Annotated in this window: 10 protein-coding genes; 6 read left to right on the forward strand and 4 right to left on the reverse strand. The window is 62.4% G+C overall.

What is annotated here, in order from left to right; all coding sequences use genetic code 11:
- Positions 1–55: 55 nt before the first annotated feature.
- The 3 genes from alr to VGL22_RS10500 all read right to left on the reverse strand — a co-directional run bounded on the left by alr (position 56) and on the right by VGL22_RS10500 (position 3,229).
- Positions 56–1,252 carry an alanine racemase gene (gene alr, locus VGL22_RS10490; RefSeq protein ID WP_465266866.1) on the reverse strand — a complete coding sequence of 399 codons (1,197 nt, stop codon included), beginning with the start codon at positions 1,250–1,252 and terminating at the stop codon, positions 56–58.
- Positions 1,253–1,643: 391 nt separating this feature from the next.
- Positions 1,644–2,459, reverse strand: coding sequence for a TIR domain-containing protein (locus VGL22_RS10495; protein WP_465266929.1), 816 nt, complete (start codon positions 2,457–2,459; stop codon positions 1,644–1,646).
- 161 nt (positions 2,460–2,620) lie between these two features.
- Entirely contained in the window at positions 2,621–3,229 is a 609-nt protein-coding gene (locus VGL22_RS10500; RefSeq protein ID WP_465266867.1) for a YkgJ family cysteine cluster protein, read from the reverse strand.
- A gap of 659 nt (positions 3,230–3,888) precedes the next feature.
- On the opposite strand from VGL22_RS10500, the gene VGL22_RS10505 reads away from it, so the two are divergent.
- The 3 genes from VGL22_RS10505 to VGL22_RS10515 all read left to right on the forward strand — a co-directional run bounded on the left by VGL22_RS10505 (position 3,889) and on the right by VGL22_RS10515 (position 6,054).
- Positions 3,889–4,221 carry a PadR family transcriptional regulator gene (locus VGL22_RS10505; RefSeq protein ID WP_465266868.1) on the forward strand — a complete coding sequence of 111 codons (333 nt, stop codon included), beginning with the start codon at positions 3,889–3,891 and terminating at the stop codon, positions 4,219–4,221.
- Positions 4,222–4,239: 18 nt separating this feature from the next.
- Positions 4,240–5,286, forward strand: a complete 1,047-nt coding sequence (locus VGL22_RS10510) for a hypothetical protein (RefSeq protein WP_465266869.1) — start codon at positions 4,240–4,242, stop codon at positions 5,284–5,286.
- A 213-nt stretch (positions 5,287–5,499) separates the two neighbouring features.
- Positions 5,500–6,054, forward strand: a complete 555-nt coding sequence (locus VGL22_RS10515; RefSeq protein ID WP_465266870.1) for a hypothetical protein — start codon at positions 5,500–5,502, stop codon at positions 6,052–6,054.
- A gap of 39 nt (positions 6,055–6,093) precedes the next feature.
- Here the strand turns inward: VGL22_RS10515 and bglX are convergent, their stop codons facing one another.
- Positions 6,094–8,481 (reverse strand): beta-glucosidase BglX, encoded by a 2,388-nt coding sequence (gene bglX, locus VGL22_RS10520; RefSeq protein ID WP_465266871.1) that lies wholly within the window; start codon positions 8,479–8,481, stop codon positions 6,094–6,096.
- Positions 8,482–8,762: 281 nt separating this feature from the next.
- On the opposite strand from bglX, the gene VGL22_RS10525 reads away from it, so the two are divergent.
- From VGL22_RS10525 to pyk, 3 genes are all read left to right on the forward strand, one after another.
- On the forward strand, positions 8,763–9,047 hold the full coding sequence (locus tag VGL22_RS10525; protein WP_465266872.1) for a hypothetical protein: 285 nt from the start codon (positions 8,763–8,765) through the stop codon (positions 9,045–9,047).
- Between the two features lie 144 nt (positions 9,048–9,191).
- On the forward strand, positions 9,192–10,076 hold the full coding sequence (locus tag VGL22_RS10530; RefSeq protein ID WP_465266873.1) for a YihY/virulence factor BrkB family protein: 885 nt from the start codon (positions 9,192–9,194) through the stop codon (positions 10,074–10,076).
- Positions 10,077–10,211: 135 nt separating this feature from the next.
- Positions 10,212–11,765 carry a pyruvate kinase gene (gene pyk, locus VGL22_RS10535; RefSeq protein WP_465266874.1) on the forward strand — a complete coding sequence of 518 codons (1,554 nt, stop codon included), beginning with the start codon at positions 10,212–10,214 and terminating at the stop codon, positions 11,763–11,765.
- Positions 11,766–11,965: the final 200 nt, after the last annotated feature.

Raw genomic sequence — 11,965 nt, forward strand, 5'->3', positions numbered from 1 at the left:
ATTGTCGCTGCCCCACGTCTCGATTCTGAGACCTGGGAATCCACAAACCCACGCTCTACCGAACCTCCACCCGCCCCACTCTCACCCCAATCCCCGTAAACACCTCCCACGGAATCGTCCCCGCTGCCTCGGCATGATTGAACGCGGTAATCCTCTCCGCGCCCTGCGCACCCAGAATCACGACCTCATCCCCCGGCACTACATCGGGGATGTCAGTCACATCCACCACCGCCTGGTCCATGCTCACCCGCCCCACCAGCGGCGCCCTCTGCCCGCGCACCAGCAGGCTGAAGCGATTCCCGAGCTTCCGATCCAGCCCATCCGCATAGCCCACGGCCAGCAGCGCCAGCCGCATAGGCTCCGTCGCCACAAACGTCCCGTTGTACCCCACCTCGGCTCCCGCCGCAATCTCCCGCACGCTCACCACCCGCGTCTTCCACTCCAGAACAGGAACCAGCGCACCCCGCGCCGACTGGAGCTCCGCCGGCATCTCACCCGCCGCAAAGTCCGGATCGAACTCCGGCGCCAGCCCATACAGCGCCAGCCCGATGCGCACCATCGGCCGCATGCCCCATCGCGCCGCCAACCCGCCGAGCAACGCCTCCGCCGTGCCGCCCAGCAGCGCCGCCGTCGCCCCGACGCTCAGCAAATCCGGCTCCAGCCCCGCCCCGCGCACGGCTTTCACCGCCGCCTCCAGCCGCTGCAACTGCTCCCCGGTCGTGTCCCCGTTCGCTTCATCGGACGCGTACAGGTGCGTCATCACCGCCTCGACCCGCAGGACCGGCTCCGCGCCAAGACGCGCCAGCACCTCCGGCAAATGCTCCAGGGCAACGCCCTGCCGGCTCATGCCCGTATCGATCTCCAGATGGACCTTCACCCCCCGCGCCCCCGCCCCCCGCGCCGCAGCCTCAAGCGCATCAATCTGCCACAGGTCCCACACCACCGGCGTCAGGCCGTGTTCCAGCACCGCCGGCTCCTGTCCGGGAAACACTCCGCCGATCACCAGCACCCGCGCGTCAGGACAGGCAGCCCGCGCCGCCGCTCCCTCTTCCACGCTGGTCACGCCTAGCCAGCGCGCACCACCCCGCACCGCCGCCGGGGCGCACAGCCCCAGCCCATGCCCGTAAGCATCGGCCTTCACAATGGCCAGACACTCCACGGAGAGCCCCGCCAGGTTTCGCAAGAAACGGTAGTTATCTTCCAGAGCGCGGGTGCGGATCTCCACCCAGCAGGGGCGCGTTTTCAAAGGCATGTCCAAGGTCAGGTCCAAACGTCAGTCTACCGCCCGCCGCGCCCCTGCTTCGATGGCCATCGGCCATCATCGGCCCACCGTTTCCGCATACCGTCAGCCACTCGTGAACGCGCATAGACCTCAACACGCCCACCCGCTGTCCTCCCGACCGAAGCGCAGCGAGTGGAGGGACCTGCTGTGCCTGTGAGACCCGCGTTGCAATCAAGGCTCAATCACTTCGGCAGAAGCAGAGTTCGTTATCCAGGCAGAGATTTGAATTGGTGGCGGGTTGAATGCCCCGCGATTTTCTCCTGTATCAGATTCCGGATCCGATCTGCATCGCCGGATTGCATGACCTCCACCTCGGAATCGGAGCACCGCGCAACGGTACACGATCTCTCTCTCGTGTTCTTCAGAGCCGTTGCCTCCACTTCAGCAAACAATCCGTGTCCTCGCACCAGTTCTCCAGGCGAGTCGTTGAACACAAAATCCCCAAAGCCTTGGAACGGATTGTTCGCCTGAGGATGGAAGTAGCGTCCCGTCCATACGTATAGGAGTTTCCTCTGCTGAGGATTGACAGCACATCCGTTGGTCTCCCAATCCGCGGCACGAGATCCATGCTTGTCATACGCCTCTGCGCTGATTCGTAGTTCGCCCAGTGGATTTGACCCAATTTCCATGTATCCGATTGCCGATTTTCTGACAGGGGTGATGTACTCCCACCAGGAGCCCGCGATTCGGGAGCAAAAAATCGGTAAGATAGCCTCCTGTGCGAACCCCCGAGTTCCTTCACCCGCTTGCGGATCTCGCCGCACGCGGCGCCCACTGCCGAGGCCAGGCCCGCTTGGTGGTCCGGGCGGAAGTGCGCCGTAGTAATCCCCAAAACGTCCGAGGGAAGCTTTACCGCTACCGACTCCGGCTGCACACAATAGCAGCGCCCTGCTCCAAGGCTCCCGCTGAACAGCCCTAATTCGAAAATGACATTGTCCCTGGGCGACATGGCCTCCCTGCCGCGGCTTGACGTCTTGTCGTCCGGAGTCGCCAGAAAAACCGCGAAGTCGGCCAACTCTGCCTGCCTCTGTAACGCGTCGGAGAAGCTCATTCCAAGTGGAAAAGCCTCGGTCCAAAGCACCACATCCATGTCGCGGCTCAGGTTTCCGCGAATCGCGTCAGCGATGTCTGTCACTTCCCCTGCAGAGCCGATAAACACCCGCGGAAGTCTAGTCACAGTTCCTCCCGTAACGATGACACGCCCGAAGCGCAAATTTCCCTAAACCTGTATCTTGGACTCCCAGCGTCTAGATGGCCAGTGAATTTGGACAAAAGCCCGACGAGACCTGTTGTTGTCTGAAAGCCCGACACACGATCGGGAAACTGGGGACAAAAACCCTAGATCGTTCTCACCAGCGCATACGCCACCACCGTCTGCGACTCATCCCCCATCGCCTCCAGCAGCCTCTGCTCCTCTACATGCGGCACCTGCATCTCGCAGGCTGCAATCTCCTCGTCCGTCGCCCCGATAAAGCACAGCTCGCAGCAGCCGAGCCCTCCCTCAGGCCCCTCGACCTCCACCCGCACCGGCGGCCCGAACACCCGGCATGTCATCGGCCGCCACGCGTACACATCGCACCGCCCCGTCTCCGGATCGAGCGCCGGACAAGCCGCCTCGTTCGCAAACTCCTCGAATGCCGCCTCATCGGCCTCGGACTCACCCAGCACACCGGTCGCCGGATCGCCCGGAAACTCCGCCGCCCACTCCGCAATCCACCCGCGCGCCCGCTGCTCTACCGCCGACGCCTTCTCAGGGTCCGCCGCACGTAGTGCCTCCATGCCCTCCCGCAGTCGCGCCCTATCCAGCGTGTTGATCGCGAACGCTCCATGACAGCACTGCGTGCACCCCGCCCGGCAGGCCAGATGCACCCCCGCCCGCCTGGCCGCGTCCGCCCACGACGCGTCCATGATCTGGATTAGCTCGAAGTCGCCGCCGGGGAGAGCCACAGCTCCAGCATACGTCCCCCTAAAGTTCCGCACAGGAGTACCGGCGCGATCCCGTCTGCCCCAGCCTCGCCGCGTCTTTGTTCTTGCGGCTAGGGTCCGCTAGGGTGGGATAGCACGAACCCTCAACGCTGAAGCCGTGCCCTGTGACGGTCGATACTGCCCTTCCGCCCCCAGCGAGCACATACTCTTCTGGGGAAGTGGGCCTCTGCCGGTGATCGCACGCCGAACCCTGTGCACCCCCCCACCCCCCCAGTTATTCCGGCGCCTCCGCCCGCGCTCGTTTAATTCCTGTCGAGCGCAAAACATTTATTTGTTTCGCAAGGTGTTCGCCTAGTCCAGCCGTCGACGGTCAGGAGGATGGGTACCCCCCACCCCCCTCCCCTGCAATTTCCAGTCGTGGTGGGAGCGGGACCGGAGGCAGGTACCCCCCCTCCCCCCTCCGCCCGGGGCGTCGGGACAACGTCCAGTTGGGTCGAGCCAAATTCGCTGAATGTTCGCCCGTAAAGCGACGTCAGCTCCTAAGGGCAGTCCGGAGAGCGTTCCTGGCCGGCCCCCCTACCCCCCACCCCCCCTATGTTCTTAAAAAACTCCTCCTGACCTACTTGACGGCACATACTATGCGTTATACAGTATGTATTACACAGTGTACGAGGTACAGCATGACACCGCCTCCCGACGTGCTATTTGAAAACCTCCGGCTGGAGCTCCGCCGCGGCTGTCTCACCCTCGCCGTCCTGGCACAACTCAGGCAAGAGCATTACGGCTACACCCTGCGCAAGGCTCTGGCGGAGCGCGGCCTCGTCATCGACGAAAGCACGCTCTATCCGCTCCTCCGCCGCCTCGAATCGCAGGGCCTGCTGGCCAGCGAGTGGCGCGAGGAAGACAAGCGCAACAAGCGTTTCTACCGGCTCTCGCCGCAGGGCGAAACCATGTTCGGCCTCCTTCTTCAGGAATGGCAGGCCATCAACACCGCAGTGACCAACATTCTTTAAGCCTGGAAGGAGAAAGCCATGGAGTCCAAAGATCTGTTTGAGCGCTATCTGCAGGCAGTCGGAAAGTATCTTCCTTGGCGGCGGCAGGGCGACATCATCGCCGAGCTCCGCGCCAACCTCGAAGCTCAGCGCGACGAACGCGAAGCCGAACTGGGCCGCCCGCTCTCGGAAGGCGAGTTGATCCACTGGCTCAAGGAGCTGGGACCGCCGCACCAGATGGCCGCCCGCTACCAGCCGCCGCGCTACCTGATTGGCCCGGCCATCTTCCCCATGTACATCCACATTCTGCGGTTAGTCGCAATGTGGTTCTCGGTCGCCTTTGCCCTCTCCATCGTCATCCGCGTCATCGTTGAATCGCACACGCCGCAGTGGGTGGCGACCCAGATCGCAAACTATCCCAGCCTCCTGATCATGGCGGCAGCCTGGGTCACCCTGGTGTTTATCGCCTTCGAGTACATCTCGGAGCGGTACCCGGAGACGTGCCCGGACATCATGGCTTCGGGCCCACGCTGGTCGCCAGCCAGCCTGCCGCCGCTCGATAAAGAGTCGGCTCCCGGAATCAAGCCGCGAAGTCTGACCGGCGCGATCGCCGAGTTCGTTGTGCAGTTCTGCCTGCTGGTATGGTTGCTCCTGATTCCCAGCCATCCCTTTGTCCTGCTTGGCCCCGGCGCAGGCTATCTGGAGCACTCCTCGGTGCGGCTGGCCTACGTCTCCGTCGCTTTTTTCTGGGCAGTCGTGGGGTTAAACATGATCCAACTGGTGTGGCAGTCATTCAACTTCATGCGCGGCACCTGGCGCATTCCCAGCAGAGTGCAACACCTGGTCACCAAGGCCCTGGGCATCGTGCCCGTTGCCATCCTGGCCTTTGCCCCCGGTCACCGCTACCTCGAACTGAACCCGTCGGAAGCGGCCCGACTGCCCAACGGTTTCAATTTCGTCACCCTCAACCAATCTCTCTTTGGAGGGGTGCTGGTGGTGCTGGCAATCGTCAGCATCCAGTTTGTATGGGACATCTGGAAGACCAGCCCCAGCGCGCGCGCAGCACGATTGCGCATGGTGTTCTGATCGCCGTCTGGGGGCGCCGGCGTGAGCTGTGGAGCAAATTCCCGAAGACCGAAGCTGAGTCCTTGTGGTAGGTTGTGAGCTTCAGGCTCCCCACAGACACACCCAGACGCAGATAGGGTCTGATTATTCATTGGCTTTCCCGCAGTGGAGGCCTTTTCAGGACTTCCGCAGGTCAGCTCAAGACGAGCGCGCGTTCGTTCCCAGGGAGGATCTATGGCCTACACAGCCACCAAGCAGCATGTTCTCAACCGTGGAGTCCCACCGGACAGCTTTCTCGATGAGCTGGTCGCGTGGGGCGGATCCGCAGACGATGAGATCTTCGCACCCAACCCCAACGCGGACGTGTACGGAAGCGTAGTCGGCGTTCTCGGTCCGTGGAGAGATCTGGCGCATCGCCGCGCCGCCATGCTCGAGGTTATGCGCGTCCTGGCCGGCTTCGAGTCCTCGTGGCACTGGAACGAAGGCCGCGACACCACCAACCCCACATCCGTCACCCCGGACACCATCGAGACCGGCGCCTTTCAAGTGAGCGCGAACTCGATGGGCTTCGGGCAGGATCTCAAGGACCTTGTCATGGCTCAGGCCGGCACGCTTGACGGCAACGACTTCCAGCAGGCCATGAAGGACAACCATCCGCTGGCGATGGAGTACATTGCGCGGCTGCTGCGCCACACTGTCAACCACAACGGCCCCGTGAAGCGGCACGAGATCGACGCCTGGCTGCGCAAGGACGCCGTAACGGAATTCGAGCAGTTGCTGAATCCGTAGCCGGCGGCCTCTCGCGCATTTTAGCGGGCATGATGCGTACTACTCCACGACCTTCAGCGTGGTGTGGGCATCTGCCAGGGAGCTGCCCCCGACCCAGAGGTCGTAGGTGGTGGGCTCGACCACCTGCCTGAGGTCGACATTGTAAAAGTTCATCTCGTCGAAGCCGATAGGGAATTCGACGTGCTTGCTTTCGCCGGGGTTCAGGGTAACTCGAGTGAAGCCTTTGAGTTCGCGCAGAGGTTGTTCAACGCTGACATTGGGAATGCGCATGTAAAGTTGGACGACTTCAGTGCCGGCGACGCTGCCGGTGTTGCGGACGTCGACGCCGACTTTGACAAGGGACTTATGCCCGCTGGCCATCACTTCGCGGACGGGGATGGATGCGCGGTCCACCGTAGGGTTGGAGTAGCCGAATGTGGTATAGCTGAGGCCCCAGCCGAAGGGAAACAGCGCGGAGTTCTGCTCGTCGACGTAGCGGGAAAGGTACTTCTCCTCTGAGTTGGCGGGCATGTGGCTGAGATCGGCGTTGCGGGCGGGGCGGCCAGTGGGCATCTGCGCGTAGTAGAGAGGCTCCTGGCCGACGGCGCGGGGCAGGCTGGCAGGGAGCTTGGCGGAGGGGTTCACGTCGCCGCTGAGGATGTCCACGATCGCGTGGCCGGCTTCGTGGCCGGGGCTCCAGGCCTCAAGGATGGCGGGCACGTGCTCGGCGGCCCACTTGATTTCAAGCGGCCGGCCCGCGGCGACGAGCAGGATCACAGGCTTACCTGTGGCGACCACATCTTCGAGGAGCTTCTGCTGGTTTCCGGTAAAGCCGAGGTTCACGCGGCTGCCAGCCTCACCTTCCATGAATCCGGCTGGCTCACCCAGGGCGACGAGGGCGACGTCGGCTTTCTTGGCTGCCTCAACGGCTTCGTTGATGGTGGCGTTCTCATCAGCCACTGGTTGAGGGCCGCCGTTTTTCGCCCAGATCTGGGCATCCTGGCCGTTGAGCAGACCACACCCCTGGGCGAAAAGGACATGATCGGCGCCGAGCTTCTCTTCAAGCGCCTTGCGCAGGGTGACGACGTATTTGGGGTCGCCTGCAGCCCATGCGCCGAGCAGGTCGGCCTGATCGTCTGCCATGGGGCCGATGAGGGCGACGGTCTTGTTCTTGTCCTTGAGCGGGAGGAGGGTGCCGGCGGCTTCAACGGGATCATTTTTGAGCAGAACGATGCTCTCGTCGGCCACTTTGCGGGTACGGGCACGCTTTTCGTCGGTGGGCTGGTAAGGAGCTGAGGGCTGGGCGAAGGGGTGCTCAAAAAGGCCGAGGGCGAACTTTACGCGCAGGACGCGGCGGGCGGCCTCGTCAATGACCGACTCGGAAATTTTGCCGGAGCGGACCTGGGCGGCGATGGTGGTGCCGTAGAGATTGCCTTCCATGTCCATCTCGACGCCGGCGGTAAGGGCTTTGCGTGCGACGGTAGGGCCGTCGCCGATGGAGTGGTTGATAAGCTCGCCAACCGCGCCCCAATCGGAGACGACGAAGCCGTCAAAACCCCACTCCTTGCGGAGGATCTTGTCCAGAGTGAGCGGGTTGGCGGTGGCGGGCACTCCGTTGATGGAGTTGAAGGAGGACATGAGGGTGGCGGCGCCTTCTTCGACCGCGGCCTGGTATGGCTTGAGGTAGACCTGGCGCAGGGTGATCTGGCTCATGTCCGTGGCGTTGTAGTCGCGGCCGGCGATGGCGGCTCCGTAGGCGGCATAGTGCTTGACGCTGACGGCGACGGACTCAGGCTTGGAGAGGTCGCCCTGCTGGTAGCCGCGGACCCACGCGCGGGCCATGGCGGAGCTGAGGAAGGGGTCTTCGCCGTTGGATTCGATGATGCGGCCCCAGCGTGCGTCGCGGGCGATGTCGACCATGGGGGAGAAGACCCAGGGGACACCGTCAGCGCGGGCTTCTTCGGCGCCGGTGCGGGCAACGAGCTCGCCCATGGCGGGGTCAAAGCTGGCGGCCACCGCGAGGGGAATCGGGAACGTGGTGCGGTGGCCGTGGATCACGTCGAGCCCGAAGAGGATGGGAATGTGGAGGCGCGACTTTTCCATGGCAATGTGCTGGTAGTGATTGGTGGCGTCTGCCCCGACCACGTTGAGGAAGGAGCCCACCTGGCCCTTCTCGACCATCTCATCGAAGCGCTGATTCTTTCCTTCCGAGCCGGGGCCCGTGGCAAATCCAGCGGAGAACTGCACGAGCTGACCGATTTTCTCCTCGAGAGTCATCTTCCTGAGGAGGGCGTCCACCTTCGCATTGAGTTCCCGGGAGGCAAGTTGTTTGTTGGGAACAGGACGGGACGGGGTGGTCTGGGCCGGCAGGGGAAGGGCAGCGGAGGTGGTGAGGAGGAGGGCAGAAACGAGCGCTCGACGGAGGGTAATGCGAGACCGAGTTCTCATATTTCGGGATGATAAATCGTGGAGGCGGGAGGGTGCAGTATCAGGGGCTCATGCGATCGGGCGGGCGGCTGGTCAGATGGTCGCGATGGGGCTGGGCTGCGGTTTGCCTGAGTCTGATGAAAGTGCGAGTGGGAGAGCGAACGGCGATTGTGCATTCTGAGGGGGCGCGGCGCTAACCGGAAAGTGGTACGTGAGTGCGGTCAAGCACTGCAGAAATTCCTTGTAGCCGCGCAGACTGGTGTACATACTGTAAGAACTCAATCATCCATGGAGTCACAGGAATGAGCGCTCTCTCTGCCTTCATTCTGCTGGCCGCGGTATCTACTGGGACCGCGGTCGACAATGCAAAGACCTTCTCGACGCCGGCACTGGAGCCCGCCTTCAAAGAAGTGCCGAAGGGCCCCAACGGTCTCACGCTCTACAACGCCAAGGGCGAGGTAGTGGCGCGGTGCGAGAAGAAAGACGACAACTTCGGCAACTGCAAGATGGAGCCTGGCTACTCGCTTGACGACCTGATGAATGCCTGGGTGCACGCGTACCAGGAAATGGGTAAGACCAGGGAGTAGAGATACAGGCCGGCGTGTATAGGGATTAAAGGTTGGAAGGGTTGGCGCTCGCGCCTTGCTCGTCGTACCGGCCCGATTGCCTGCTCTGATGCTACGGCGGGATTTGTACTGCCGCGAAGGTTGCCGCCGTGCTCTACTTCTGCTGTGACCTCTGCGCGGCACATTCTTAAAAACATCCGAAGAACGCTCGGGCGGGCGCTTGAACACGATACGTTCAACACCGCCAAGGCAGCGGCGTATTCGGGGATGATGTGCTTTTTTCCGGCGGTGCTGGTGTTCGCCGCACTGGTGTCGGTGGTTCCCGAGGGCCTGTCGGTGCTGGGCGAGATGCGGGGCTCGCTGGAGGAGGTTCTGCCGCCAGGCACCATGCTCCTTCTGCAGAATTCGCTGACCGAGCGCCCGCTCGGATCCGTGCAGGTGCTGCTCTCCGCCACGTCCGTTTCGGTGTTCGCCGCACTGGGCGTGATGCTGACGCTGATGGACGGTTTCCGCAGGGCATACGGCGTGGAGCGCGATAACTGGAGATTCTGGGAGAAGCGCATTCGCGCCCTGATGCTGGTGCCGATTGTGCTGGTACCACTGGGGCTGGCCAGCCTGCTAGTGGTTTTTGGGCACCAGATTGAAATATGGACCATTGAGAGAGGCGGCCACGAATTACGCAGAATCGTGCTAATTTTTTGGCGCATGGCGCGGTGGACGGTGGCGGTGACCACCGGGGCGAGCGTGCTTGCGGCGCTCTACCATTTTGGCACCAAACGTACCGAACACTGGGGACGGGTGCTCACCGGGGCGATTGCGACGACGCTGGTTTGGTTCCCGGCAACGCTGGCGTTTGGGTGGTACGTGACTCGGGTAGCGGATTATTCGAGATTTTATGGTTCGTTTGCGGCAGGAATCGCTACGCTGGTGTGGCTTTATCTGACGTGCTTTAGCGTGTTGCTGGGCGCGGAGCTGAACGGGGTCTTGTATCAGGACCGAGTGGATCGCCTGGCGCACGATAACACAGCGGACACCGTTTCAAGTCTGTGACCCCTCGCACCGATGATTGTGCCGCTCTTTGTGCATGATGGAGAGGGGCTATGCGTTCTGGAACCTGTAAAATGGAATGGACCGCACACCCTAGGTTTCCCCAACTTGCTGTGAACCCTTCCTGGAGCACTCTGAATGCCGTTTGCTGAACTTAGCCTGTCCGACTCTGCAACGCAGCGTCGCGCCAAGATTGTTGCAACCCTTGGGCCCGCTTCCAACACTGAAACCGTTTTCCGCGACCTCGTAAGGGCAGGGGTTGACGTTGTCCGCCTGAATTTTTCCCACGGAACGCATGAAGAAAAGCTGGCGCTGATCCAGATGATCCGCAAGGTGAGCCGGGAAGAGCGGCGTCCGCTGTGCATCCTGGGGGACCTTCAGGGACCGAAGATCCGTACCTCGAAGCTGAAGGATCGCACGCCGGTGATGCTGCAGGCGGGCAAGCGCATCACCATTACGCCCCGCGAAGTGCAGGGCACCGCTTCAATGGTGGGCACAACGTTCAAGACGCTGGCGGAAAACGTTGAGCAGGGCTCGCGGATTCTGCTGTCAGACGGACTGATCGAACTGCGCGTGCACGAAGTGGATGGGAACGATGTTGTCTGCGAGATCATCAACGGCGGCATGCTGGGCGAAAACAAGGGCATCAATTTGCCGGGCATTCCAGTCCGGGTGCCGTCGTTGACGGAGAAGGATGACGCGGATCTGGAGTTCGCGCTGAAAAACGGCGTGGATGCAATCGCGGTTTCGTTTGTCCGCACGGCGGAGGATATTCGCTTGGTGCGCAACCGTGTTTCGGCTTATGGGTCAGAGACCTGGATTATCGCGAAGCTTGAAAAGCCGCAGGCAATTGAGCACCTGGACAGCATTCTGCAGGTGGCCGACGGCATCATGGTGGCTCGCGGCGATCTGGGCGTGGAGGTGCCGCCAGAGAAGGTGCCTGCGATTCAGAAGCACATCATCCGCCGGGCGAGCGAGTACCGCAAACCAGTGATTACGGCGACGCAGATGCTGGAGTCGATGATTGAGAATCCGCGACCCACGCGCGCGGAGGCCTCCGATGTGGCCAACGCGGTGTATGACGGCACGGACGCGGTGATGCTTTCGGGCGAGTCGGCGGTGGGCAAGTACCCGATAGAGGCAGTTTCAATGATGGCCCGCATTGTGCAAGAGGCGGAGCGCACCATCAAGGAGCAGGCTGGCTATGGCATTCGCGCGCACGAGTCGCACCTGTCGATTGCGGAGACGATCTGTGAGGCGACGGCGCACGCGGCGGAGGATCTCGATCTGCGCGGCATTGCGCTGTTCACTGAGTCTGGTGCGACCGCGCGGCAGCTTTCGAAGTATCATCCGGCGACGCCGATCTTCGGCCTGAGCCCGAATGAGGTGACGATCAACCGCCTGAATCTGCTGTGGGGAACGGTGCCGATCCGCTGCCCCAAGGCGAGTTCGACCGAGGCAATGGTGGATCTGGCGGAGACGCTGCTGGAGCAGGGCGGATTTGTGCGGCCGCGCGAGGTGATCGCGATCGTGGCCGGAACGCGAACGAAGTCGGGATCGACGAACTTCCTCCGGCTGCATGTGCTGGGAGAGCGGACCCCGGATGGGAAATTCCTATCGCCCCACGAGCACGAGACGCCGGTGGAGGGCACCAAGTCACGTCGGACCAAAGCGGCGACACGGAAGGTCTAAGGGGAATTCGAAGCAGAGCCGAAAGCCACTCTCTGGGGAGTGGCTTTTGTGCGTCAGGGCTTGTTCAGGAAGAGAAATGCAGGAGTTGCACGCCGGCTAACCGGCCATGACAAAGGCGCATCGGAACGGGGTTAGAAGCACAACCCGTTCCAACGCGTCGGGCGGCTCGCTCGGACCCATTAGGGCGGTTCGGGAGTCGA

The sequence above is a fragment of the Occallatibacter sp. genome (assembly GCF_036502485.1).
Lineage (GTDB): Bacteria > Acidobacteriota > Terriglobia > Terriglobales > Acidobacteriaceae > Telmatobacter.

Bases quoted from the DNA above. Each gene is read 5' to 3' on its own strand.
- alr (WP_465266866.1), bottom strand. From the start codon at position 1,252: ATGCCTTTGAAAACGCGCCCCTGCTGGGTGGAGATCCGCACCCGCGCT.
- bglX (WP_465266871.1), bottom strand. From the start codon at position 8,481: ATGAGAACTCGGTCTCGCATTACCCTCCGTCGAGCGCTCGTTTCTGCC.
- VGL22_RS10525 (WP_465266872.1), top strand. From the start codon at position 8,763: ATGAGCGCTCTCTCTGCCTTCATTCTGCTGGCCGCGGTATCTACTGGG.
- pyk (WP_465266874.1), top strand. From the start codon at position 10,212: ATGCCGTTTGCTGAACTTAGCCTGTCCGACTCTGCAACGCAGCGTCGC.
- VGL22_RS10515 (WP_465266870.1), top strand. From the start codon at position 5,500: ATGGCCTACACAGCCACCAAGCAGCATGTTCTCAACCGTGGAGTCCCA.
- VGL22_RS10505 (WP_465266868.1), top strand. From the start codon at position 3,889: ATGACACCGCCTCCCGACGTGCTATTTGAAAACCTCCGGCTGGAGCTC.
- VGL22_RS10510 (WP_465266869.1), top strand. From the start codon at position 4,240: ATGGAGTCCAAAGATCTGTTTGAGCGCTATCTGCAGGCAGTCGGAAAG.